18 protein-coding genes and 1 pseudogene are annotated in these 26,982 nt (G+C 46.7%); 10 read left to right on the top strand and 9 right to left on the bottom strand.

Annotated elements, in window-relative coordinates; genetic code table 11:
• Positions 1 to 54 precede the first annotated feature (54 nt).
• Positions 55 to 2,895, bottom strand: a complete 2,841-nt coding sequence (locus tag DVY93_RS08505; RefSeq protein ID WP_230710297.1) for an aconitate hydratase — start codon at positions 2,893 to 2,895, stop codon at positions 55 to 57.
• Between the two features lie 395 nt (positions 2,896 to 3,290).
• On the opposite strand from DVY93_RS08505, the gene DVY93_RS08500 reads away from it, so the two are divergent.
• On the top strand, positions 3,291 to 4,007 hold the full coding sequence (locus DVY93_RS08500) for a metal-dependent hydrolase (RefSeq protein ID WP_230710295.1): 717 nt from the start codon (positions 3,291 to 3,293) through the stop codon (positions 4,005 to 4,007).
• A gap of 44 nt (positions 4,008 to 4,051) precedes the next feature.
• Positions 4,052 to 4,591 carry a YchJ family protein gene (locus DVY93_RS08495; protein ID WP_230710293.1) on the top strand — a complete coding sequence of 180 codons (540 nt, stop codon included), beginning with the start codon at positions 4,052 to 4,054 and terminating at the stop codon, positions 4,589 to 4,591.
• A gap of 10 nt (positions 4,592 to 4,601) precedes the next feature.
• Here the strand turns inward: DVY93_RS08495 and DVY93_RS08490 are convergent, their stop codons facing one another.
• From DVY93_RS08490 to DVY93_RS08480, 3 genes are read right to left on the bottom strand one after another with little or no spacing between them, the layout of a single operon-like run.
• Entirely contained in the window at positions 4,602 to 5,525 is a 924-nt protein-coding gene (locus DVY93_RS08490; RefSeq protein WP_230710292.1) for a class II glutamine amidotransferase, read from the bottom strand.
• Positions 5,526 to 5,840, bottom strand: coding sequence for a hypothetical protein (locus DVY93_RS08485; protein WP_230710290.1), 315 nt, complete (start codon positions 5,838 to 5,840; stop codon positions 5,526 to 5,528). It abuts the gene before it with no gap.
• Between the two features lie 48 nt (positions 5,841 to 5,888).
• A complete protein-coding gene (locus DVY93_RS08480; protein WP_230710288.1) occupies positions 5,889 to 7,073 on the bottom strand; it encodes a homoserine kinase in 1,185 nt (394 codons plus the stop codon).
• 189 nt (positions 7,074 to 7,262) lie between these two features.
• Here DVY93_RS08480 and hisF point away from each other — a divergent pair, with 189 nt between their 5' ends.
• From hisF to glmS, 7 genes and pseudogenes are all read left to right on the top strand, one after another.
• Positions 7,263 to 8,045 carry an imidazole glycerol phosphate synthase subunit HisF gene (gene hisF / locus DVY93_RS08475; RefSeq protein ID WP_193006489.1) on the top strand — a complete coding sequence of 261 codons (783 nt, stop codon included), beginning with the start codon at positions 7,263 to 7,265 and terminating at the stop codon, positions 8,043 to 8,045.
• Positions 8,046 to 8,245: 200 nt separating this feature from the next.
• A complete protein-coding gene (ribH, locus tag DVY93_RS08470) occupies positions 8,246 to 8,767 on the top strand; it encodes a 6,7-dimethyl-8-ribityllumazine synthase (RefSeq protein ID WP_193006488.1) in 522 nt (173 codons plus the stop codon).
• 335 nt (positions 8,768 to 9,102) lie between these two features.
• Positions 9,103 to 9,918 (top strand): annotated as a pseudogene (nusB, locus tag DVY93_RS08465) (transcription antitermination factor NusB); the annotation flags it as partial.
• Positions 9,919 to 9,944: 26 nt separating this feature from the next.
• The gene (gene thiL / locus DVY93_RS08460) at positions 9,945 to 10,976 is read left to right on the top strand and encodes a thiamine-phosphate kinase (protein WP_230710284.1); all 1,032 of its coding nucleotides are present in this window, start codon (positions 9,945 to 9,947) and stop codon (positions 10,974 to 10,976) included.
• Positions 10,977 to 10,979: 3 nt separating this feature from the next.
• Entirely contained in the window at positions 10,980 to 11,609 is a 630-nt protein-coding gene (locus tag DVY93_RS08455; protein WP_230710282.1) for a phosphatidylglycerophosphatase A family protein, read from the top strand.
• A 247-nt stretch (positions 11,610 to 11,856) separates the two neighbouring features.
• On the top strand, positions 11,857 to 13,233 hold the full coding sequence (gene glmU / locus DVY93_RS08450; RefSeq protein WP_230710280.1) for a bifunctional UDP-N-acetylglucosamine diphosphorylase/glucosamine-1-phosphate N-acetyltransferase GlmU: 1,377 nt from the start codon (positions 11,857 to 11,859) through the stop codon (positions 13,231 to 13,233).
• Between the two features lie 187 nt (positions 13,234 to 13,420).
• Positions 13,421 to 15,265: a glutamine--fructose-6-phosphate transaminase (isomerizing) gene (gene glmS / locus DVY93_RS08445; RefSeq protein WP_198334389.1), complete on the top strand. Its 1,845-nt coding sequence runs from the start codon at positions 13,421 to 13,423 to the stop codon at positions 15,263 to 15,265.
• 369 nt (positions 15,266 to 15,634) lie between these two features.
• Here the strand turns inward: glmS and ahr are convergent, their stop codons facing one another.
• The 5 genes from ahr to recG all read right to left on the bottom strand — a co-directional run bounded on the left by ahr (position 15,635) and on the right by recG (position 25,807).
• Positions 15,635 to 16,636, bottom strand: a complete 1,002-nt coding sequence (gene ahr / locus DVY93_RS08440) for an NADPH-dependent aldehyde reductase Ahr (protein WP_230710279.1) — start codon at positions 16,634 to 16,636, stop codon at positions 15,635 to 15,637.
• Positions 16,637 to 17,043: 407 nt separating this feature from the next.
• The gene (locus DVY93_RS08435; protein WP_230710277.1) at positions 17,044 to 20,142 is read right to left on the bottom strand and encodes an efflux RND transporter permease subunit; all 3,099 of its coding nucleotides are present in this window, start codon (positions 20,140 to 20,142) and stop codon (positions 17,044 to 17,046) included.
• Positions 20,139 to 21,470 carry an efflux RND transporter periplasmic adaptor subunit gene (locus tag DVY93_RS08430; protein WP_230710275.1) on the bottom strand — a complete coding sequence of 444 codons (1,332 nt, stop codon included), beginning with the start codon at positions 21,468 to 21,470 and terminating at the stop codon, positions 20,139 to 20,141. The genes DVY93_RS08435 and DVY93_RS08430 overlap by 4 nt, the downstream gene beginning before the upstream one ends.
• A 452-nt stretch (positions 21,471 to 21,922) precedes the next feature.
• The gene (locus DVY93_RS08425; RefSeq protein WP_230710273.1) at positions 21,923 to 23,008 is read right to left on the bottom strand and encodes an OmpW/AlkL family protein; all 1,086 of its coding nucleotides are present in this window, start codon (positions 23,006 to 23,008) and stop codon (positions 21,923 to 21,925) included.
• A 459-nt stretch (positions 23,009 to 23,467) separates the two neighbouring features.
• Entirely contained in the window at positions 23,468 to 25,807 is a 2,340-nt protein-coding gene (recG, locus tag DVY93_RS08420) for an ATP-dependent DNA helicase RecG (protein ID WP_230710272.1), read from the bottom strand.
• A gap of 175 nt (positions 25,808 to 25,982) precedes the next feature.
• On the opposite strand from recG, the gene DVY93_RS08415 reads away from it, so the two are divergent.
• Entirely contained in the window at positions 25,983 to 26,960 is a 978-nt protein-coding gene (locus DVY93_RS08415) for a patatin-like phospholipase family protein (protein ID WP_230710270.1), read from the top strand.
• Positions 26,961 to 26,982 lie beyond the last annotated feature (22 nt).

Genomic DNA, 26,982 nt, shown 5'->3' with positions numbered 1-26,982 from the left:
AATCCCCTACTTTGTCTGGGATTGGGCTTTTATCATACTAAGACTAACGAGCCATTATGCAGCGTTTTTACTATCCGCGGCCAATTGACGTAGGACATAGTGCAACACCCCGCCATGACGCACATACTCACGCTCTTTTGGCGTCTGTAGCATCACGTTGACATCAAAGGTCTCCGTCGAGCCATCAGCACGGGTAGCCGTGACTGTCGCGGTCTTACTCTCGCCATTATCCAAACCAGTGATGCTAAGCACTTCTGACCCATCAAGCTGATAGGTGTCTGCGTTTTCACCGTCTTTGAAGGTCAATGGTAATACGCCCATACCGACTAGGTTCGAACGATGAATACGCTCAAACGAGCTGGTCAGCACCGCTTTTACACCAAGTAAAATCGTGCCTTTGGCCGCCCAGTCACGACTAGAGCCAGAGCCATATTCTGCGCCGCCAAGCACGACTAATGGGCGCTCGTCTTCCTTATACTTCATCGCAGCGTTATAGATAGGCATTTCTTCGCCATCTGCTAGCGTCGCGTTATCATCTTTGAAGTAATAAGTGTAGCCACCTTCTTTACCGTTCATCATGGTGTTTTTGATGCGAATATTAGCAAAAGTACCACGGGTCATGACCGCATCATTACCACGGCGTGAACCATAGCTGTTGAAGTCCGCTTCCATCACGCCGCGCTCTTGTAAGTATTTACCCGCTGGCGAGTCTGGATCGATATTACCTGCTGGTGAGATGTGGTCGGTGGTGATTGAGTCTCCAAACAAACCTAAAATACGGGCACCTTCAATATCAGGAATACCTTCTGGCTCCATCGTCATACCATCAAAGAACGGTGGGTTTTTGATGTACGTTGAGCCTTCATCCCATGGATACAGCTGACTGTCCGCCGAGCTAATCGCATTCCACGCTGCGCTACCATCGAACACTTCGCCATAGTTTTTGCGGAACATATCCGCATCAATATTGTTGGCAATCAGCTCATTAATCTCTTCTGAGGTAGGCCAGATGTCTTTTAAGAACACATCATTGCCGTCTTGATCCTGTCCTAGTGGATGTGTCGTCAAGTCAATATCGACCGTCCCCGCCAAGGCATAGGCGACAACCAGTGGCGGCGATGCTAAGTAGCTGGCCTTAACATGGGAGTGAATACGACCTTCAAAGTTACGGTTACCTGATAACACGGCAGCAGCAACCAAATCGTTTTTTTCAATACCTTTTTCGATTTCTTCAGGAAGTGGTCCTGAGTTACCGATACAGGTCGTACAACCATAGCCCACTAGATAAAAACCGGTTTTTTCTAGCTCATCCATCAGTTTGGTTTTTTCTAGGTAGTCTGTGACCACCTTAGACCCTGGCGCTAATGAAGTTTTTACCCAAGGCTTGGCTTTGAGGCCTTTTGCCGCCGCTTTTTTGGCAACCAAACCTGCCCCAATCATGACCGCAGGGTTTGAGGTGTTGGTACAAGAAGTAATGGCTGCAATGACCACTGAACCGTCACGTAATTCATGCTGCTTATCATCAATATTGACGTTTGAGAACACATTGTTAGCAGGCTGATACTGACTGTTATCCTCACTATGTGTGTCAACCTCAATCTTTGGTTCCGCTGCTAAAGTTTCGGCTTGTACTTGCTCGCCGCCCTCTTGATCAAAACGTACCTTACCTTCGATTTCTGATTTGCGGTCTTTGGTCATTTTTGCTAACGTTTCACCGAATTTTTCGTGCATGTCAGACAGGTTGATACGTTGCTGCGGCAAGTTAGGACCAGCAAGGGCTGGCTGTACGGACGCTAAATCCAGCTCCAGCTTACTTGAGTAGGTCGCAGCTGGCGTATCAGCATCGTGCCATAGACCTTGTGCTTTCGCATATTTTTCGACCAATTCAATTTGCGTCTCATTACGACCCGATAGGCGCAGATAATCAATCGCCATTTGGTCGATGGGGAAAATACCACACGTCGCGCCATATTCTGGTGACATATTGGCAATGGTGGCACGGTCAGCGAGCGGCATACTGTGCAGCCCCTCCCCATAGAACTCCACAAACTTACCCACTACGCCATGGGCACGTAGCATCTCTACCACACGTAATACCAAATCCGTTGCGGTGACGCCTTCAGTCAGCTTACCCGTCAACTCAAAACCGACGACCTGAGGAATGAGCATGGAGGATGGCTGGCCGAGCATTGCCGCTTCTGCTTCAATACCGCCCACACCCCAACCAAGAACGCCAATACCATTAATCATCGTCGTATGGCTGTCCGTCCCAAACACGGTATCAGGATACGCTGTCAGCTCGCCTTCCACTTCGGCTGCCATGACCACACGTGCTAAGTACTCAAGGTTTACCTGATGCACAATGCCCGTCGCTGGTGGTACCACAACGAAGTTTTCAAAAGCATTACGACCCCAATGCAAGAACTCATAACGTTCATTATTGCGCTTAAATTCAATTTTTTCGTTCAGATCCAACGCATCTTCGCGGCCATAAGCATCCACTTGCACTGAGTGATCGACCACAAGCTCGCTCGGAATAAACGGATTGATTTGCTCCGCTTTACCGCCCAGCTCAACCACGGCATCACGCATGGCTGCCAAATCGACCACCGATGGCACACCCGTGAAATCCTGCAAGACGACACGGGCTGGCATAAAGGCAATCTCTTTTGACGCTTCAGCGCCCGCATCCCAATTGGCAACGGCTTCGATATGGTTTTCACCGACAGATTGACCACCATCCTCATTCCGTAATAGATTCTCTAATACGATTTTCATGCAAAATGGCAGCTTGCTAATGTTCTCAAAGGTTTTGGTCAACTTGGGCAAACTGTAATAGGCATGATCCTTGCCATCGACCGAGATAGTGTCTTTTACATTGAAAATGTCACTCATGGTAGCTTCCTTATCGTTGTTATAAACCCTAACCGCAAACGCTGGTATGCTTGGGCTAAGGAGTGGTGGCTAGACAGATGATTGATCCATTTTTATTCACAATATCCACTGTTGGAAATAGGGAGACATAGGTTTGAGGTCACAAAATAGATAAGCATCTATTTAATACTTAACAATAACTTGCTATTACCATAACAAACATAGGGTCATTTGTTAACGCCTAGACGTTGTCAAATCGTGGCATAATCGTAACCGTAATAAGGGTTTCATGGTCTATAGATAAGAGCCATTCCTATTAGACGTACGGTCGGTCTATGGTATGATGTAGCGCCTTTTTACTGCTAGATAAGCGGTTTGATATGGCAGTTTTTGGCGCTATTTATTAATGAGTTCTTATGGCAAATTTTAACACCCACTTAAATGTCGCTTTCATGGTCAGTGGTACGCTAAGTTTAACGGTTTATAAAGCGGGATTGATTGATGATTCGGGGTTTTTGATGTGCGTGGCGCTTGGTACTATCGGCGGATTGTTGCCAGATTTAGATTCTGATAACTCAACCCCAATCAAGCTGGGTTTCAACATTATCTCTTTTATATTTGCCTTTGGTTTGGTCATGCACTGGCGCAGTGAGCTGAGCCTACTGGCGTTAATAGTGTTATGGCTGATTGGTTACGGCTTTATGCGGTATGTGGTTTTCTCTGTTTTTACCACCATAACCGTGCATCGTGGCGTGATCCATTCTGTCCCTTACATGGCGATACTGGGATTGGGGTTGACCTGCCTCAGCTACTACGGGTTGCAGCTGCCACTGACGACCAGCTGGTTTTATGGTTCATTTCTGTTTATCGGTGCATTGGTACATTTGTTATTAGATGAGCTATATAGCGTCAACTTGTCTAACATGAAAATGAAGCGCTCATCCGGTACCGCCATGAAGTTTTATCAACACAAAGACAAATGGTGGTATCTGCTTTTATATGCCACTGTGGTGCTATTGGTATACGCCGCCCCGCCCTTTGAGCTGTTTTGGTCAAGACTAAGTAACCCTTCAGCATGGGCTCAGCTAAAAGTGGGTATGCTGCCTGAGATGATAGAAAACATGCTGCGTTAAAATCTATACCGCCATTCAAACCAACATAAACATCAGAGTAAAGTATGCCATTCAACCTACACACTTGTCCTTGCCAGATCACTCCAGTCTCAAACGCTATCAGCTCGGTATTGGCGTATCAGGATTGCTGCCAGCCCTATCATGACGACGTTACTCGGCTGGGCGGTATCACAGCGGACACAGCCGAGCGACTGATGCGCACGCGATACAGCGCCTTTGTTTTGGTAAAACCCGATTATATCGTCAAGACCACGTTACCCGCCCAGCAAGCATTGCTTGATGAAAAAGCGATTGAAACGTGGGCAAAAGAGACAGATTGGGCAGGATTGGCAATCGTACAACACGTGCCACAGCTTGGTAAGCGCCACGCACAGGTGGCGTTTAAGGCCTATTTTAATACCGTAGACGGTATACAGGCGCATCATGAGCTGTCTGCCTTTGTAAAGGTAACAGACAAAGCACATCATGACGCGCGCTGGTATTTTTTAGACCCAACAGTGGCGATGACTGTCACCCAAAAGCAGCCGTGTATTTGCGGGTCTGGAGAAAAGTTTAAACGCTGTTGTGGGAGTTATTTGATTTAACAGCGCAGCCTTAAACACTTGCCCCAACCGCTCGGGCAATCGCAACTCCTTCCTCAATTGTTAAAAACTTACGCTGGCTAGGACTGTCTTTGTAAATCACGTCGCCGTCTTGAAAGATAAGACACTCATTGACCGCAAGCTGCTGCCATTTTTCATTTTCAGTGAGCGGCACGGTCACTAGAATCGTTACTTTGTCTTTATCGGTGGTGACGTCGCCAAAATTAATCGCCAAATCATCATCGGCCAATTTCGCCTCACCAAACGGTGCTTGGCGCGTGAGATAAAACAACAAACTACCCGCGTAAGCCAATTGCCACCTGCCGTTTGATATCAAGCAATTAAACAAACCATTGGCCGATAAATAGCGACATTGCGTGGTCAAAAAATTAAACAGCGTTTGGTCATCAGGGCGGGTTTTAAAACTGCTTTTTAGGCGATTGACCAAATAACAAAACGCCATTTCCGAATCGGTTGAACCGACGGGTTGGCAATGCGCGGCGTTACCATTGTCTTGCAGACGCTGACAGCGTTTAATAAACTCACTATTCATCTGCCCGTTATGAGCAAATACCCACTGCTCACCCCAAACTTCACGGACAAAAGGATGGGTATTTGCCAAGCAGTTCTGCCCTTGGGTCGCTTTACGAATATGAGCGATGACATTCATGGCCTTAATGGGATAGTTATTGACCAGATCGGCAACGGGCGATAAGTGACTGGGACGGTTGTCGTGAAACAAGCGCAGTCCAGTTGAGGTATTTACCGATTCGTCACGATTGGAGCGTTCATGATTAGAGCAGTCACTACGCTCAAAAAACGCAATGCCAAAGCCATCTTCATGGCTGTCGGTCATGCCGCCGCGCTTGCGAAAACCGGCAAAGCTAAAACCAATATCGGTTGGCGTATTACAGTTCATCCCTAAGAGTTGACACATTTATAGAGTACCGCCGTTATCGTTGTCTTTTGCAGGATTTAAAGTGGCATTTATAGTGGTATCTGCCGGTTCATCAAGCATCTCATAAGGAGCGGTGTCTCCCTCCGTATCGATACTGTTTAGAATACGCTGGGCGTGTGCCAGTTCGGTATCTTGTATCCACAATACAACCCCTGAGTTCATACCTGGCATCGCGCTTAGCGGTTGCAAGGAGACGGTAATACCGTTATTGCGTAGTAGATTGGCATGCAGCTCGCCTTGCATATTGGTGTCGTAGCGCGCCAGTTTGTGCCAGTTATCAATTTGATCGGTCATGGGAGCACCTTTATAGTGTAGAGACAGGAATAAATGAATAAGCCGTGTTTACAGACAGTGATCTAGCGTATATTCTTTGATTGATACGTTACCGCTAGGGCATAAGTCGTCACGCGCTTGTTCCGCTTGGGTAATACTGCTAAAAACACCTATTATGTGACTACCTTGCTCAACATTCACGTCCGCATTTAAGAGTATAAAAACGGTACTTTGCGCTTTTTCTACATGCGCCCAGTGATAAGCAGACAGACGTTTCATTAAGTCAGGGTTTTTGACCATGATATTGTCGCCCGTACGCCCTTCCGTACGGTTATAGTGGATCACATTTAACCGCAATAACCAAAAAATAACCGCCGCTTTGGCCAGCATCACAGGTAAAGCGCGCTTTTCATCAGTACCAAGAGGACGCTTAGACTCATATCCTTGTAAAAAAGCCGCCATTTTACTGCGGTCAAAATTCACCGATTCGCCTTGCTCAGCGTCGCCCCACGTGGTACAAAAATCATTAATGGTAATGGCAATATCCATGACGTAATGCTCGGCACTGACCTCGGTAAAGTCCAATAGCCCCGTCAAACGCGCCTCGCCTTTTTGCAAATGCCACAAGGTATTGTCCGCAAACATATCTAGATGACACAAGCCTTTTGGCAAGGTTGCAAGTGGTAAATCGGTATAAGCACGCCAAATGTCACTCATCAGCTTGGCTTCGTCACTTGGCATAAATTGGATTTCACGGTCGCGTACCTCGCTCCATGGATACAAAGGCACGCCATATTTTTCGCTAGGTTGCAGGGCTTGCAGGGTTTCATGTAACAATGCTAAGGCAGCGCCAATCTCATGACACATCGCTTGAGTGGTTTGTTCTGGATGCGCTCCTGCAAGGCAAGGCACCAGCGTAATCGCTTTGTCTTCATAATGGATCACATAGCGTTTATCGCCATCAGAGCCCGTTTTAGCCGCATCGGGCTCAATCACGGCGAGTGGCGCGGCAACGGGTAGCTTGCCATCCAACTGATTGAGAATAACTGCCATCTTTTCGATATCAGCAGGAGGACGCTCTTCAAATAAGGTAAACACGTAAGAGTGCGCGCCTGCTGCGTCGTCAGTCGTTTGAATAAACCAGTTAGAGTTTTTGATGCCTTGCGTAATCGGAATGGCACGGGCAAATGACACGCCAAAGCTTTGGCAAAAGGCGGCGAATTGGTCATCGGTTAACTGGGTATATACAGACATGACATCTCACTTTTGGCAATTGAATAAGAAGCTAAACAAGGTGGATATAGAGGGTACTAACAGTAATTGTACCGCGTATGAACAAACTGTGGCGAAAAGCGTAATAATCTTGCGAAAACCTGCCTGAAAGGGCAGTGATTTTGCTAGACTAGCGCTTACGAATGAATTGATTATAAGGTGAAAGACCCTATGTTAGCAAAGCGTATCATTCCTTGTTTGGACGTGGACAATGGCCGCGTGGTCAAGGGCGTGCAGTTTGTCGATATTAAAGACGCAGGCGACCCCGTTGAAGTGGCAAAACGCTACAACGAGCAAGGCGCCGATGAGATTACCTTTTTGGACATTACTGCCACCAATGATGAGCGCGACACCACGTATCATACCGTTGAACGTATGGCAGAAACCGTATTTGTGCCCTTAACGGTCGGCGGTGGCGTGCGCAAAATCGCCGATATTCGTAATTTGCTGAATGCTGGCGCGGACAAAGTCGCGATTAATTCAGCCGCAGTCTTTACCCCTGAATTTGTGGGCGAAGCCGCGCAAAAATTCGGCAATCAGTGTATCGTTGTGGCCATTGATGCCAAACGCGTCGATGATATTACCGTTGATGGCATTGTTATGCCGCGTTGGGAGATTTTTACCCATGGTGGTCGTAAGCCCACTGGCATTGATGCCGTCGCGTGGGCCAGCAAAATGGCAGAGCTGGGTGCAGGCGAGTTATTGGTCACCTCGATGGATGGTGATGGCACCAAAAAAGGCTATGATTTGGCGCTCATGCAACACATCACTAGCTGCGTCAACGTCCCTGTGATTGCCTCGGGCGGCGTTGGTAACTTACAACATTTGGCCGAAGGCGTCTTAGAAGGCGGCGTCGATGCAGTGCTCGCCGCCAGTATCTTCCATTTTGGTGAGTATACGGTTTTAGAAGCCAAAGAATACATGGCAGCACAAGGTATACAGATGCGTTTATAAGACATTGGTAAAATGCCAATAAATTAGAAAAAATGTTATCATAGCGCTAACCATTTATTTTTGTTCATTTAACTACCCATTCATTTGACTATTTATTCATAAGTAAACAGTCAAACAAGTTATTTAAACCTCTCTACTGTATTTAGCGATTCGTTTACTCCTATATCCCCATTACAAGCCAATTAAGCAAAGGATCTTTTATGTCGAATTTACAACAGCAGCGCAATGACGTCACCCATATCGATGGTAATTTGCATCAAAACACCGATGTCCGTATCGGTATTGTGGTTGGTCGTTTTAACGGTTTTGTCGTTGAATCTTTGGTAGATGGTGCGATTGATGCGCTTTTGCGTCACGGCGTATTGGGTAGCAATATTACCGTGATTCGCGTGCCGGGTGCTTTTGAGTTGCCATTGGTTGCACAGCGTGCGGCTGAATCTGATCGCTTTGATGCCATTATTGCTTTAGGCGCGATTATCCGTGGTAGCACGCCGCATTTTGACTTTGTCGCAAGCGAATCTGCCAAAGGCTTAAGCAGTGTGGCTATTGATTATAATATCCCAGTGGCCAATGGCGTATTGACGACCGACAGTATCGAACAAGCCATCGAACGCTCTGGCACCAAAGCTGGTAATAAAGGCTCTGAAGCGGCTATGGTTGTATTAGAGATGATTGCTGTGCTCTCACAGCTAGATATTGATGATGATAGCGATGATGCTTAAGCTTTATTAATCAAGCGGCCTTTGTTTCAGCTACCGCTGTGTCAACGCTCTTTGTTCAAACGAAGGCCAAATGATTCACGTTGTCTAGTCTAAACGTTTGGTTATAGTAGCTACTTGTCGATAATAACGACAATTAAATAGCCGCTATTATCAAAGATAAAACACTGATTATTTATTGAATTTTCGCCGTATTTCTATACCTTTTCCAAAATATAAAGTAGTGAAAGACGCAAACACACGCCCTATAAGCGGTACGTTTGAGGATTTCCATGGCACCCGTTGCTGACTGATGTGTTGGTTAGGTATTATCTCAAAAATTTAGGTACAGACCCCCTATGACTGACCAACTCAAGCGCGCTATTAGCGCTGCGAAAACCGCACAAGCCAATGATCAACAAGCTGAAGCTACCCGTATAGCGAGCAGTAGTGCGGGCGATCAAACCTTCGATATGAGTGAGTCTTCTTATAAGACCAGTCACACTGCCATCCGTAAGGCACGGCGCTTTGCCATGCAAGGCCTATACGAATGGCTCGTCACTGATCGCCGCTTTGATATAGATGGTAAACTTGGCTGGAAAGCCAATCCCCCACATGACATCGCCGCTCGTACACGTGCGACCAATGCCATGCATACCGTACACATCGGCTATTATCACGAGATGATGCGCGATATCCCAGAGCAGATTGAAGCGCTAGATGCCCTTATCAGCCAGCATCTTGATCGTGGCATTGATAAACTGGATACCGTTGAACACGCCATTTTATTGATTGGGGCTTATGAGCTACAGAATCGTTTAGAGATTCCGTATAAAGTAGTGCTTGATGAGGCGATGAAGCTCAACAATCATTTTGGGGCGACTGATGCCCATAAACTGATTAACGCCGTACTCGATAGAATGGCCATTGAACTGCGTGCCCTTGAAGTAGAGTCAGATACCAAAGCCAATCTACGCATATCACAAAAAGCCGTCAGTAAACAGTCTGAAGCCAAACCAGTCGATACGACTGAAACAGCTCCTGAGACCGATAGTGACAGCCAACCAACTGCCTCAAACAAACCGCGTATCAGTGCCAATAATGCCAGCGTCAAACGTAATAGCGCTAGCAAAGCCAGTGCTAATATCAGTGAGTTTAAGGCCAGTAAAAAAGACGCTAACACCAAAAGCCAAGACTGATCATGAACGAATTTGAGCTGATTGAGCGCATATTTTCACAAATGCAAGCAGCACCGCCACCCTCAAGTAGTATCGAAAAAGGTATTGGTGATGATGCCGCGGTAATGGCATTGCCTGCAGGTTCGCGCTTAGTCAGCTGCATTGACACACTCGTTCAGGGTCGACACTTTAGTGCCGACTGGGAACAGGTTAACACCCTAGCCTTTGCGATTGGTTATAAAGCGGTGGCCGTTAATGTCTCAGACATTGCGGCCATGGGGGCCACGCCGCATAGTATTTTGCTCGCGTTGGCGCTACCTGAACGTTTAGCAAATAACGAATGGCTCACTGAGTTTGCCAAAGGGTTATTTCATGCTTGCCAGCTATTTGGTGTGGCCCTAATCGGCGGTGATACCACACGCAGCGATAATCTAGTACTGAGCGTGAGTGCGCAGGGATTTCTAGCTACTGATACGCCAGCGGTTTACCGTTCAGGTGCGCAAGTCGGTGATAAAGTCTATGTATCAGGCACACTTGGCGATGCCAGCTACGCGTTGCAAAACCCTGACAACGTGCAAGGTATAAAGCTTGCACATCGTCTGCACATGCCCACCCCAAGGATTGCGTTAGGGGCCGCATTGGCAAAAATCGGTGCCACAGCAATGATAGACATCTCTGATGGTCTCTATCAAGATTTGGGACACGTCTGTCATCAAAGCGCCGTTAGTATGCGCCTACATCTAGAACAGCTACCTATTAGCACACCATTAGCGACCGTTGATTTGTCTGAGCGTCTGTTGTGTCAGTTGACGGGTGGTGATGATTACGAGCTGGCTTTTACCTTACCTGCTCACATCGAACCGCCTAACGGCAGTACACCAGTAACTTGTATTGGTGAAGTGGTGGCGCTAGCAGATAGTACTGACACTACTGTAGAAGGGGCGACAAGTCTGTATCCTGAGCTGTATTATCAAGGACAGTCAGTCATCCCCTCCCATCCCGCTCCGTTTTCCACATGGCCCACTCTGACGGGTTACCAACATTTTGCAGGTTAACCCATGACCGATCATGACTTATCTAAGCCCGATATTCGTAAAGCCAATGACTGCCCACCTCTACCAGTAAATGCCAGTGTGCTTGACCGTACGGTCTATTGGCTCGGTATTGGTTTAGGTAGCGGTCTACCCCGCCGTGCACCCGGTACTTGGGGTACGGCGGGTGGTCTGATTGTAGGCGTGCCGCTCATAAGCTTGGGGTTTATCCCTTTTTTAGCGCTGACCATTTTTTCTTGTTTGATTGGGGTTTGGATCTGCGGACGTACGTCTGATTTGATGCAGGTACATGATGATCCGCACATTGTGTGGGATGAATGGGCAGGGATGTGGATTACCTTATTACCTTTATCTTATATTTTTTCTTATGTGTTCCCGACACCTGAGGATCCCTTGTTGATGCTGTTGCAGCCGATGTTTTGGGGTTGGCTACCGACGGCATTTATCCTATTTCGTGTGTTTGATATCTTAAAACCGCCACCGATTGGCTGGGCGGATAAAAAAGTGGCTGGTGGTCTTGGCGTGATGTTAGACGACATTATTGCCGGTGTCATGGCAGCAGTTGTCTGGCTGGTTATTTTTATAAGTGTGATGACGTTTGTGCCTGATAGCCTACCCTTGTTGGTACCTCAGTGACTGACATAAGTGACATATGATTATTAAGAGACAAGCTCAATCGTAAAACACGGTATATTTGACTGCTGATAAGTGCTTACTATCAATCGCCATAACTTTCTATCGGATTTTTTTGTTACTTTTAGCGTCGTAATGTGCTACAGCGTTTGACCATATTGGGTTACAAAGCCTGCACGCGTTGGCACTTTTTTGTCGATACTTTTAGGCTATACTTTATAAAATATTTAGTTACATGTTTAGGATTTTTATGCAACCGTCTCTTTCTGTGATTATTTTAGCTGCCGGTAAAGGCACACGTATGCAATCGGCCAAGCCAAAAGTATTGCAAACGCTGGCTGGCAAATCCCTGTTGGCTCACGTATTAGATACCTGTCACCAGCTCACTGTGGATGAAACGATTATTGTCCATGGTTTTGGCGGTGAACAAGTCAAGTCAGAAATTACCAATCAGTATGCCCAGTCCTCCATCACTTGGGTCGCGCAAACTGAACAGCTAGGTACGGGCCATGCGGTCAAAGTCACCCTGTCTGATTTACCAACAGAGGGCCAAAGCCTTATTCTGTATGGCGATGTACCGTTGGTCAGCTGCCAAACATTGGCAGCATTAAAAACGGCAAATATAGATGGTATGTCCATGCTGACGTTGACCGTTGATAATCCATTTGGCCTTGGCCGTATCAAGCGTGACCAAGCGGGTAATATTACTGCCATCATTGAGCAAAAAGACGCGGATACTGATGAGCAAGGTATCAAAGAGATCAACAGCGGCATTTATTGCGTTGATAATGCGCTACTACATAAGTATTTGCCTGAGTTATCTAACGACAATGCCCAGCAAGAATACTATCTGACCGATATCGTAAAAATGGCAGTCGCTGACGGTATTACTATTGCCGCCATTGAACCTGAGCATACGTTTGAGATTGAAGGCGTTAACAACCGCCAACAGCTCGCCAGCTTAGAGCGTACATGGCAAAGCAAGCTGGTCGCGGACTTACAAGAAGCAGGCGTACAGTTCGCCGACCCTACCCGCGTTGATATTCGTGGCACTTTGACTGCTGGTCAAGACGTGTTCGTCGATGTCGGTGTGGTATTCGAAGGCGATTGCACGTTAGGCGATAATGTCTATATCGAAGCGGGCTGTATCATCAAAAATGCCCACATTGGTAACGCTTGTCACCTCAAGCCTTATTGTGTGATTGATAGTACCGAAGTCGGCGCGGCGGTCGATATTGGTCCTTTTGCCCATTTGCGTCCTCAAACCGTATTGGCTGATAACAGTAAAGTGGGTAATTTCGTCGAGATTAAAAAATCGACCATTGGTCACGGCAGCAAGGTTAACCACTTAAGCTACGTTGGTGACGCCACCGTCGGGTCAGGCGTTAATGTTGGTGCAGGTGTGATTACGTGTAATTATGATGGGGTCAATAAGTCACAGACCATTATTGAAGATAATGCATTCATCGGTTCTAACGCCAGTTTGGTGGCGCCAGTAACCATAGGAGAAACTGCTACTGTGGCAGCCGGTTCAGTGATTACCAAAGACGTGGACGCTAAAGCGTTAGCGTTTGGACGTGCTCGGCAAACACAAAAAAATGATTACCAGCGCCCCACTAAAAAGTAACGGATACATTCGCTAAATTGATGCCAGTCATCCTTTAGCACACTGAAGCAGTGCGGCAATTTTTGTGGTGCTGCTTCATCATATTTATCAATCCGTCACGGTATGCGTCGCTAATCATCAAACAGACGTCTTATTGACTAAATATAACCATTCTCAAAATATCAAAAATTAACTTTAAGGAATAGCCATGTGTGGAATTGTAGGAGCAGTTGCTGAGCGTAATATCGCCAATATCTTACTTGAAGGTCTCAAGCGCTTGGAATACAGAGGCTATGATTCTGCTGGTTTAACCGTTATTCGTAATGGCGAGCTACATCGCGAACGTCAAGTGGGCAAAGTGCAGGCACTGGTCGATGCCGTTGCCGTCAACCCAGAATTCTTTGATGGTCATATCGGTATCGCTCACACACGCTGGGCGACTCATGGCGAACCCGCCCAACGTAATGCACACCCGCATGTGTCCGGTAAAATCGCCGTGGTGCATAATGGTATTGTTGAAAACTACGCTGAGCTCAAAGAAACGCTCGTGGCCAAAGGTTATGAGTTTACCTCACAAACAGATACCGAAGTCGTGGCCCATTTGATTAATGATATCTATCAAGAAACGCCTGACTTACTAGAAGCGGTTCGCACTGTGACCCCACTATTACACGGTGCTTTTGCCCTTGGCATTGTGCATATCGATTGTCCAGATGAGCTGATTAGCGTACGTTTAGGCTCACCACTGGTGATTGGCGTTGGTATCGGTGAGAACTTTATCGCCTCAGATCAGTTGGCACTGTTACCCGTGACCAACCGCTTTATGTATTTAGAAGAAGGCGATATTGCCAAGCTGACTCGTAAAAGTATTCAAATTTATGCTGATGGTGTGGAAGTCACCCGTCAAATACATGAAATTGATGCGACCCAGCACAATGCTGACAAAGGTGAGTTTAAGCACTATATGCTCAAAGAGATCTATGAGCAGCCAGATGCGGTCGCCCGTACTATTGAGATGGCTTTAGACAATAATGAAACCTCTAAGCTGCGTGATGACTTCTTGCAGCGTTATGAGACGCAACTTGCAGGTATCCGCCACGTACAGATCCTCGCTTGTGGAACCAGTTATCACTCAGGTCTGGTCGCAAAATACTGGTTTGAAAGTCTTATCCGGGTGCCCTGTTCCGTTGAAGTGGCCAGTGAATTCCGTTATCGCAATCCAGTCGTCGTGGATAACTGCTTGGTGATTTGTATTTCTCAGTCGGGTGAAACTGCTGACACGTTATCCGCGCTACGTGATATCCAAAAGCAGACGCCAGCAGGCCTCGTAAGTTTAGCATTGTGCAACGTCCCGACCTCGTCACTGGTACGCGAGACAGATATTTTCTTACCGACCCTAGCAGGACCAGAAATTGGCGTGGCTTCTACCAAAGCCTTTACGACTCAACTTGCCGCTTTAATGTTACTGGTGTTAAAGGTCGGGGTTATTCAACAGCGTGTGACCGGTGAGCGTTTGACTACGTTGATTGGCGAGCTACAACAACTGCCTGGTCAGCTGTATGCCAGCTTAAACCTCGATGCGCCTATTAAGACAATGAGCGAGCATTTTGAAGACAAGAAAAGCTGCCTGTTTTTGGGACGTGGTCTCCAGTTCCCAATTGCACTAGAGGGCGCACTAAAACTAAAAGAAATATCCTACATTCACGCAGAAGGTTATGCCGCAGGTGAGCTCAAGCATGGCCCATTGGCGTTGGTCGATAAAGACATGCCAATCGTCGTACTCGCCCCGAAAGACAGTATGTTTGATAAGCTCAAAGCCAACATGCAAGAAGTACACGCCCGTCACGGTGAGCTATTTGTCTTCGCCAGTGAAGCCAGTCAAATGGTCGCAGAAGACCGTTTGCACGTGGTGTACGTGCCTGAAGTCTGCGAAGTCTTAGCGCCTATCGTCTATAGCGTGCCAGTGCAGCTATTGTCATACCATGTGGCTGTGATGCGCGGCACCGATGTCGACCAGCCACGCAATTTGGCAAAATCAGTTACAGTAGAATAAAGTTTACTATTTTGATGATTTTTTATGTCATTGAGTAATTACCTATCATACCAAGTAATAAAGATTCATACTGAGTAATAAAGATTCATACTATTAACCCCTGCTATTGTTGAGCGCAACATTAGCAGGGGTTTTTTATGCCCTCACAATGACTAAAAAATAGCTTATAGATAATCGTATCGCACGCTGTGTGAGTAAACCGTTAAGTGAAGACCTTTAAATATTAATCTAAATGCTAAACATTTTTCTAATATTTCGTAAAAAGTTAAATGACTGTGTATAAAAAATAGTGATACCCCGATCTTAAATGAGGTATCACTATTAGAAGTGTGCTTAACTAATGATTATGTTTAGCTATTTTAAAGGCGTTTAGTCTCTTTCTAGCACCACTCTATAGCGCGCGTTACCGCTCTCTAGGCGCTCAAATGCTTCGTTAATCTCAGACATTTTGTAGGTTTCAATCACTGGCTGAATATTGTGTCGAGCGGCAAAATCTAGCATTTTCCGAAGGGTGGATGGTGAGCCAACTGGTGAGCCTGAGAGACTGTTTTGAGCCATAATCATTGGCGCAGCCGATATCTCTAGCGGCGCTTCTAAAATCCCAACAAAGTGTAGCTTACCCTTTGGTCTCAACGTCTTAATAACCATATCCCAGTTCATATCTACGTTCACTGTTGAGATGATTAAATCAAAAGAGCCCGCGGCTTTTTCGATTTCGCTATCCTCTCTTGAGTTTAATGAGTGGTGAGCGCCCATCTCTTTTGCTTCCTCCATTTTTGACTCACTGGTAAATGCCGTCACTTCACAGCCCCACGCATTGGCAAATTGCAGTGCCAAATGACCTAAGCCGCCAATACCAATCACAGCCACTCTAGAGGTTGGCTTGATGTCGTACTGCATAAGTGGGTTGAACACAGTGACGCCGCCGCATAACAAGGGTCCTACAGCGTTAAAATCAAGCCCTTCAGGTATTTTAATAACGCTGGTGTCTTTTGCCCGTACTTTATCCGCAAAGCCGCCATGGTTACCAATGATCGTACCTTCTTGCTCAGGGCACAGGTTGTGGTCGCCACCGATACATAGATCACAAACATTGCAGTATCCTTTATGCCACCCAAGACCCACTTTATCGCCTAACTCGAGATGTTTGACGTGCTTGCCTTTTGCAAGAACTTTTCCGGCAACTTCATGACCACCTACAAACGGATACTCGGTCATGCCCCATTCGTTTTGCCACATCGACAAATCACTGTGGCAGATACCGCAGCTATGCACTTCGATTTCTACTTCATGATCACCCAAAGTGCCAGGGTCATATTGATACGGTACAAACTTTCCGCCTTTTTCTTCTGCTGCATATGCATTAATCATCGCTATTCCTTATTTTTTCGTATTTGGAGGTATGGGTTTATCGTTCTAGTAATTATTAAGTTAATAATAAATAAGACACGGATAAGCTACTGATAAACACAGTGCCATTAACATACAGTGCCTTTGACAAATTCAACTCAAGCGACTATAGCAAAGACGGGGTTAATGAAGCCACTCAACTTACCCGTTTAAGACTAACGTCATACAAATAACCATACTTAACGCCCATAACCTTAGTCGCTTGTCTCTCAACAATCTATATGACGCCTATTCAATTTTATAAAAGCATTCTCTAGTAGCGAATAGCGGACCCATAAAAAAGCTCAAACTGTCTCTGAATACAATTTGAGCTTTTTACGTTGAGCTTTTTACGTCACTTACTAAGGATGATTAATACTGTTAGAGCGCTATTTTTCCTCCGTCACTGTCTCTGGCTTACCATGCGGCGTGAGCCACTTAGCAAACCAACCTGACACATCATCCATCAAGGTGTAAACCACTGGAATCACCACCAAACTCAATAACGTAGAGGTCACCAAACCACCCAATACAGCCGCTGCCATTGGGCGTCTAAACGTAGGATCAGCATCTCCCCAACCAAACACTAATGGCAACATGCCAGCACCCATCGCAATGGTCGTCATAATAATAGGACGCGCACGTTTACGACACGCATCAATAATCGCTTCAAAACGTGCCAAACCGCGACGCTGAGCAATCAGTGCATAATCAACCAGCAAGATAGAGTTTTTGGTCGCGATGCCCATCAACATAATAAAACCGATCATTGAGGGCATAGAGAGGCTACTATTGGTAATAACCAAGCCCACAAAGGCGCCGCCAATAGAGAGCGGTAACGCCATCAGAATGGTAAAAGGTTGTAGTATACGACCGAATAGTAAAATCAGCACCCCTAAGATACAAACCACACCCACCGACATCGCAATCACAAAGCCACTAAATAGATCCGCCATGTTCTCTGCTTGACCTTGATCAATAATCGTAATCGAAGGCGGTAATTTTTGCATCGCAGGTACGGCTTTGACCGCTTGCACCAAATCACCAAGCTCGCCATTCGCTGGCTGAACTGTAATACTAATAGCACGCTCTCGATCAAGCCTATTAATTTGTGCAGGCCCTGTACCAAAGTCTAAGGATGCGACCTCACCCACACGCACGCCCTGTCCTGCTGGTAGTGAGCTTGGCACGTACAAACCTTCTAACTGACTAACGTTTTGCTTGGCAACATCTGGCAGGCGTATCACAATAGGAATCTGGCGCGTGTCTAAATTGAGCTTGGATAAACGCTGCTCATAGTCACCAACGGTCGCCACACGTAACGTCGTGGCGATGTCTTGTGTGGTCACGCCCTTATCAGCCATCGCCAATCGGTCTGGTGTTACCGTCAGCTCTTGACGCGGCAGACTGCGGTCACTGGTCACTGAGCCTGCACTAGGCAGACTTCGGATCTCTGACATAATCTGCTGAGCTGTCTGTTCAAGCAACTGCGGATTGGTACTGGTCATCGAAAAGTTATAGCCGCTTTCACCGCCACTCGACAGACCGACAGTAAAGCGAGCGCCGGGCACCTCTACCAATAAACGGCTAATTTTTCGTTCAATCTCTTGTTTGGTGCCGCGCTCTGCCCTTGGGGCAAGCACAATATCTAAACCTGCGATGTTCTCAGCCTTGCCGCCACTCGAGGTTGAGTCCATCGTCGCTTGCGCTTCCCCTACTGACGTAAAAATATTGGTCACTTCAGGCATGGCTAAAATACGCGCGCTTGCCAGTGCTGCTACTCGTTCAGTATCTTCTAGCGCCACATCAGGGGTCAGCTCAATCGCCACACGCGTTTGATCAATGTCATTATCAGGAATAAAAGACGTGGGTAATAGCTTCACAAGCGTCAGCGAGGCCACAAATAATATTAAAGTTGCCCCCATCGTAAGCCAGCGATGATGCAAGGTCCATGCTACTACTTTAAGATACCCATCCATCAGCGCGCTTTGTTTTTCAACATGCTTTTTTTCTGGTCGCAATATATACGCGGCCATCATGGGGGTAATCAGACGCGCCACCATCAATGACGCAAAAATCGACAAGGCTGCCGTCCAGCCAAACTGGCGAAAGAACTGTCCAACAATGCCGCCCATAAAGGCTGTGGGCAAAAATACCGCAATCAAAGTAAAGGTGGTTGCCACCACCGCCAAACCAATCTCATCCGCCGCTTCCATCGCGGCTTCATAAGGCGTCTTACCCATGCGCAGATGTCGTATGATATTTTCGACTTCGACGATAGCATCATCAACCAGTACGCCGATCACCAAGGATAGTGCCAACAGCGAGATGATATTGAGACTAAAGCCAAACAAATACATACCCAAAAAGGTGGGAATGACAGACAGCGGCAAGGCAACAGCGGCCACGATGGTCGCCCGAATATTGCGTAAAAACAAGAAAACCACCACCACTGCTAATAGGCCACCTTCAATCAGCATGCGTAATGAGGCCTGATAGTCCTCAGCAATTGGCGTTGCCCGATCATAGACTTTTTCGATACTGATATTGCCGACATCGGCCGTGAGCTTGGCAAGCTCTGCATCGACAAGTTCCATCACTTCAACTTCACTGGCACCGCGTGATCGGGTAATATTAAATGCCACCACGGTTTGACCATTTAGCTTGGCAATAGAGCTTGGGTCCACCGCACCATCCGTGATTTGTGCCATGCGCCCAAGGGCTTGCGTGCCGCCTGTAGGGACAGCCACTTGTAAGTCATTAAGCTCACTGGCACGCTCAACAGCGCCAAGCACTCGAATGGTCTGAGTGGTTTTGCCCACCTCTGCTTCACCACCTGAGCTGTCTTGCTGAATCCCTGCTATTTGCTGCGATAACTGTGTAATAGGAAATGTTAAGCCGCTGAGTGCGATTGGATCAGCGGCGACGGTAATCTCACGCTGCAGCCCACCAATACGGCTGACCGTGCTGACACCTGGGATATCAGAGAGTCGTTTGGTGACGGTATCATCCACGAACCATGATAAGTCTTCCACATTCATGTTTTCAGACGCGACAGAGTAAGTCACGACTGGAAACCCTGCGGTTGAGACTTTGGTAATAATAGGATCATTAGCGGCAGCCGGCAGATCGCCACGTACTTCGCCGACCGCTGACCGCACATCATCCACCGCTTCTTGGATGTCTTTTTCTAGGACAAATTCAGTAACCATGGTGGCTGCACCAGTTTGGAGCGTCGTCCTAATATGCTTGACGCCTTCGATGCTGGTGAGTTTGTTCTCTACCTTTTTGGCAATGTCATTTTCGAGCTGTGCTGGCGCAGCACCCGGTAAAGTGACCGTGACCACGACCGCAGGTAGGTCAATATCCGGAAACTGCTGCACCTTCATTTTCATAAAGCCGTATATGCCGCCGAGCGTCAGCAGCACAAACAGTAAAATAGCGACCAGTGGGTTTTTAATCGAGTAAGCTGAGACATTTAAACTCATGCGCGCGCCTGCGTGGCTGTGCCAGTGGTTGTTCTATCCGTCGTAGTATCTGCTGGATTGTCTGTTGAGCGCGCACTATTAACGATGCGTACCAAATCTCCATCATTTAAGAAACTACCGCCCTGTTGCACAATTCGACTATCGCTAGGGATTGGCTCTGAGACCGCGACACTATCGCCCAAGCGTTCGCCTAACGTGACTCGCTGTTGCTGAATACGACCGATTGTTTGACCGTTTTTAGTCGTTATGTTGGTGACCAGCATCACATAGTCGTAACCATCGTTGCTCACAATAGCGCTATTGGGAACCGTTTGTGTACTGGTACTGCCCAATAAAAATTCGCCAGTTTGATACATACCGGCACGTACTTTGGCATTGGCAGCTAAGCTGGCATAAATGGTAACCTGACGGTTGTTGTCTGCCGTCGGTGCAATACGGCTCACCTGCCCCATCACAGAATCGTCATCTGGCAAGCTCACGCGTACAGGAGTACCGATATTAATATCACTGACCAGCTTAGGGTCGATATCCGCACGCCATTCTAAAACGCCGCCTTTAATAATAGTAAACAATGGCTCACCACCGGCCACCATACCAACCTCAGCCATTTTTTCACTGACGATACCACTGACTGGCGCGACAACTTCGGCGTTCTCTAACGTCAACCGCTGCGTACTTAATCTGGCTTTTGCTGCCTGCAAAGCGGCTCTGGCTTTCATCTCGGCGGTGCGATAGCGGTCGGCCTCTTGTTTACTGATGGCATCAATATCTATCAGGGGCAAAACACGCGCAGCATCGGCGCTGGCATTGGCAAGCGTTGCCTCAGCCTCTGCAACGTCTGCTTCTGCTTGTAAAACTTGCTGCTCCGTGGCATCGGTATCAAACACTGCCAACACTTGGCCCGCTTTGACGCGATCACCTTCTTCAACCAATATACGCTCAATAGCGACGCCGGTCACTTTTGCACTGACATTCGCCGTATTTTTGGCATTGATCGTGCCATCAGCACTCAAGGTATTACCAATATCATCTTGGTTTGGCCCAATCGTTTCTACTGACAAGACCGCTTGCTCAGCACTAGCGCCACTTAGATTATTACCATCACTTGGCGCACTGTTAGAGGCTATTGAATCAACGTCGGCTGTTTCGTTATTACCGTCCCAATACTTGCCAAGCAGCACACCGATGACGAGCACCACTGCCAATACTGGTAACAACCATAATGGTAGCTTTGAAGCCGATTTGTGAGACCCTGAGTCAGACTGACGATAGGGTGGCAGCTCTGTTTCTACAGCTGGCTTGGGTTTGGTTTCTTTAAGATCGCTCATGATGACTCTCTATAAATACGGGCAATAATAAAATTAAAAGGTCAGACATGTGAGTGCTGATAAAAGAATATTCATACGTCACACTAATCATAAAAAATAACACGCCATTGGCATAACATCTAAATCGCTTTACTGCGCGGCTTATCTACTAGAGAAAACTCTCACTCTCTAAAGTGCTGTTTATTATTACAATATCCGATGAAGTTATTGAGAATAGCACATTCCTGTGGTCATCTTATTTTTTATAATTTACGTTTTATGTCAATAAATCACGCTAAATAGGCAAAGTAACATGGGTCAAAAAACAAAAAAAAGACCCTGTTTTATAGAATAAAGTATTGAGAGGTCAAAAGATTAGCACCCTAAAAACAGGCCAGCCCCATAACACAACGCACACCCTTAAGAATGTGCGTTATCATTAGCTAAGTACGTTATCTTTTGCACAGAATGAATTAGAAACGATAGCCGACGCCAAGATAACTAATGTACGGATCGATATCCAGATTAGACTTTGAGCGAATAAGCTCTTCACCTGCATCGTTTTTGACAGTGATAGTCGTCTCACTATCGAGTTTTGCGTAGGACAAAGAACCCACACCAAACCATCTGTCATTAAAGTCATAGGTAGCGCCAATTGTCAGGATAGGCGCAAAAGCACTCTCTGCGTCAACATCGACATGCATACCACTACTAGACTTTAGATTCTCTAGAGCAGCACCAGCTTTACCATCTTTGATATTTTGAATCTGATCGCCTGCGCGCTCTAAATCCTGACGAATACCATCATTAAGTTCGATATCATTAAAATAGGCGTACATGACCCCTGCCACGACATAAGGGCGGAATTTATTGACGCCAGACTGGCCAAATTGATACTGTATACCAGCGGCTGGTAACCACGCCCGCGCCGTTGATGCGACACCACTACCTTGCTCTAAATCGGTAATCGGAATGTCTTTTTTGATATCAAACTCTGGTAATCCTGAGCCTACCCCACTAGCGGTAACCTCGCCAGTGAAAGGCGCAAAGACCTGCCCCTTACCCATAATATCCACTTTTGGCGGCACACCAGCTTTAAACTCTACTGACCAGTTGTCATCCAGATAGTAGTTAAACAGTAAACCTACCGTATCGACATCATCGGACTCAAGGCCAGTCCCAGCACTGGTCCAGCTTTCTAAGCCATTAACTTTGGTAGTGCCTGATGCACCCAACGCTCCCAGATCGGTATTAGCAGGCAAGATACCTAAGAGTCCATTTACAGCTCCTAACGTTACTGCATCTTGATCAGGATCAATGACCTCTCTAACCGTTGAAACCCGTACGCTTCCATTATCTGCCACGGTACCATCTTTGATAGCAGTGGTGTTTTTTAACGCATTGGCATCACCTTGTGGCGCTGCATGCAACCAACCAGCAGACACTGAAAAGCGCTTAAAACTACCATCTGTCTTAAAATAGTCAAACTCAGCAAATGCAGCTTGACTAAATAACAGTGGGCTCACAACAGCGCAAGCGAAGATGAACGTTTTTTTCATGACACATCCTTGTATTGACATTCAAACAGTTAAATAAATAGTAAACCCGATCACTATTAAATAACCCCTAAGTGCACTAACAATACTGAAAACTGCTAACGTCCTGTTAGCAGTCGTTACACCCACAATTGCTGTCTTGCTGATTAACTCGTTGTTCTAAAAAATACGTTATGACGATCAAACATGAGCAAATGTGGAGGTCATAAAATAGCGATCTAGTATCATAAGCTGCCACACTGACAACCACATATCAATAATAATTAGCGAACACATAAGTCAATATTAGTTGATAAAAAATACTAAAAGTCCAGTTTATAAGTTTAGTCCGTAGAGGAGTTTGGATAAAAAAGGTTGATTCCACTAGCTCGACATTTATTATTTACACTGGCGCATACATGATTCTGACAAGGAAAGATAAAGGAGTGAATGAAACGTCAAAATAAAGCTAAAAAACCTCGGTTAGGCATTAGTATAACGACTCGCCTCTGGCATCCAGCGATGAATAAGCTGGCTGACATCAGCTTTGCGCGCTGGGTCTGCAATCAAATGCTTGGCCAACCGCTGTGCTATGGCAAATAGCTGCTCATCACGGATGAGATCGGCCAAGTAATAACCCACATTGCCCGTTTGCCGTTTACCCAACAGCTCTCCCGGTCCGCGTAGCTCTAAGTCTTTTTGCGCAATGACAAAGCCGTCTGTACTATCACGTAGAACGTTTAGGCGCTCAGTCCCCGTTTCAGACAAGGGCTTTTGGTAGAGCAGAACACAGTAGCTTTTGGTTGAGCCACGTCCAACGCGCCCGCGCAATTGATGTAATTGCGATAGACCCAATCGTTCTGCATTTTCGATGACCATTAATGAGGCATTGGGCACATCGACGCCAACTTCAATGACCGTGGTAGCAATCAGTAAATCCAGATGACCTGCTTTAAAAGATTGCATGATGGCTTGTTTGTCTGCTGATTTCATTTTGCCATGTACCAGCCCAATACGAATATTTAACCGCTCGTTTAAATCTTCATAAGTCGCTTCCGCCGCTTGCGCATCGAGCACACTAGACTCTTCTACCAGTGAGCACACCCAATATGCTTGCCTGCCAGCTTCGCAGTTAATCGCAATACGCTCAATGACATCATCACGGCGATTGCGGTCAATCGTCACGGTAGTAATCGGGGTCCGCCCAGGCGGTAACTCATCGATAATCGAGGTATCCATTTCGCCGTAGACACTCATCGCAAGCGTACGCGGAATCGGCGTTGCCGTCATAATCAGCTGATGCGGCGTACTGTTGGCCACGCCTTTATTGGTCAATGCCATACGCTGCTCGACGCCAAACCGATGCTGCTCATCAATAATAACCAGCCCCAATTTGGCAAATTGCACCTGCTCTTGAAACAGCGCATGAGTACCAACGACGATCTGTACCGTGTTTTCTGCCACCGCTTCTAACGCTTCACGGCGCTGCTTTGCGGTTTGCTTACCCGCAAGCCAACCCACCCCAATACCTAACGGTTCAAACCAGTGTTTAAAGTTAAGTAAATGCTGCTCTGCCAAAATCTCCGTCGGTGCCATAACTGCCACTTGCCAGCCGCTATCAAGAGCATAGCCTGCTGCCCCTGCTGCTACCAACGTCTTGCCAGCGCCCACATCCCCTTGTACCAGTCGCAGCATAGGGATCGAGGTTGCCATATCAGTCGTGATGTCTCTCATCACTCTTTTTTGTGCGCCCGTTAAGTCAAAAGGCAATGCAGCAAATAATTGCTCAGCCAATGGACTTTTAGTGGCACACTTGGGCGCCTTATGCTGATGCAATTGCTGGCGGCGATATAATAAACTGAGCTGATGAGCCGTCAGCTCCTCAATGATTAAACGCTGACAAGCAGCGTGCGTGCGCGCACTTAATTGCGTTAACAATTTATACTGCTGACCCGCATCGGTATAAGTGGGCGGCGTATGCAGTAACACCAGTGCTTCAAATATCGTCAAATTATAGACATTATTATTGGCCACCCTAACGGCTTCGGTAATGACATTATGATTGGCATCATAAGCCGTTGTATTGGTTTGATTGAGACTGTTATCTGGCACACTACGCGCCAATGTGGAGAAGATATCTTCTGGATAGTCTGGCTCTGTCGTAAGCGACTTAGTCGGCTCAAAAGGCACTAAGGGTAAGTCAGCCACGACTGAAAAATCTGCCGCTGTCAATAGTGTCATTGGCAGGCCTTGACTGCGCACGGTCTGTAATGCAAGCTTGATCAATGTGCGCAGCTTATTCTGATGTAAGCCTTTGACGCTTGGATAAATGGGCTGCAAACCTGTATTGGTAATAGCGGCGTTATCAGTAATGATGTGATATTCAGGATGATGCATCTGTTTACCATAACGACTGACTTTGACTTCACCGAACAGTTGCAACCATGTGCCTAGGCTCATGGTCTGGGCCAGACCACGATAAACCTTAAAGAAGCGCAGAGACATGGTGCCAGTATCATCATCTACCACCACTGTCATACCGCTGCGTTTGGCATCAACGTGTACCACACGTCCTGTGATTAACGCCGATTGCCCATGAGCCACCTCTGCGATAGACAATAATCGACTGCGATCCTCATAAGCACGTGGCAGATGCAGCAGCAAATCAAATATTCGTTTGATGCTCAGCTGTTCTAATTGTTCGGCCACTTTTACACCCACACCAGCCAGCGCAGTAACTGGCATATCTAACGCCGAGACTGGTGGCTCAGACCTAGGATAGTCTGATGGACTAATTGAAGAGTGGCTAACCGATGTGGGCATCAAAGATCCTAAAGATAAGGTTTTTAAACTTTATATACGCGACTAACTTATGTTACAACGTACCGTGTGTTATAAGCGTAATAATCAGTGCGCGATAAAACATGACTTCAGTTATATCATACCAATAACTGCTGTCTTCTTTGCTAGATTATGGCAATTATATAAGGTCTTTTTTATGCCTGCTTCTTTCGTTTCGCATCTATACCGTCATCATTCAGTAGTAACGCATGTGAGCACACTTATAGCATTGACACTATTTATGAGTGCTTGTAGCACAGTGACCCCAACGATTAAAGCACCTGCAATAGCGTCACCTAGTGTTGCGTTAGTTTTGGGTGGTGGCGGAGCCAAGGGCTTTGCTCATATCGGGGTGATTAAAGCATTAGAAGAGAACGGTATTACGCCGACGCTCATCGTTGGTACCAGCGTCGGCAGCTTGGTTGGCAGCCTATATGCCAGTGGCTATACACCAGCGCAGCTTGAGCATTTAGCACTGACGACGGCTGATAACGAGTTAACAGACTTTGTCTTATCTAACCAAGGTTTTGTCGAGGGCTTCAAACTCAGAAATTTTATCAATAACAAAGTGGATGGACGAGCAATAGAAGACTTCCCAATCGGCTTTGCGGCGGTCGCTGCGGAAAAGCACACGTTAAAAAAGACTGTCTTTACCTCAGGGAATGCCGGACTGGCCGTCCAAGCTTCCTGTAGCGTGCCCAATATTTTTATCGCCCCACGTATTCCAGAAAAAGTGGGCAAAAAATACATCGACGGCGGTGTGGTGAGCTTGGTACCAGTTGATAGTGCCCGTGCTTTGGGCGCTGACGTTATCATTGCTGTTGATGTGACCACTGCTAATAACCGCTCTTTTGCTCTCAAGCGCATATCAACCTTCAATTCAATGAGCAGCTTTTGGGGATTTTTAGAGCATAATATCACCACTCAGCCAAACACCAATCGCGCCTTATCAATGCGTCATGAACGGGATCGTGCTGACATTGTCATTACCCCTGACGTGGGTCACATCAGCTCAATAGATACCAGTCAGCGCCAAGCTTTGATTACCGCGGGCACGCAAGCCACGACTTCACAAATTTATGCCATTAAACAGTTAATCAAACAGAAATCTGACAGTAAATACGCGACTCTCTGATTTATTGATAAGCAGCCCTGAT

This window comes from Psychrobacter sp. CCUG 69069 (assembly GCF_021023115.1).
Lineage (GTDB): Bacteria > Pseudomonadota > Gammaproteobacteria > Pseudomonadales > Moraxellaceae > Psychrobacter > Psychrobacter namhaensis.
Note: the sequence above shows the minus strand (reverse complement) of the source record. Positions and strands in the feature narration are given on the sequence as shown.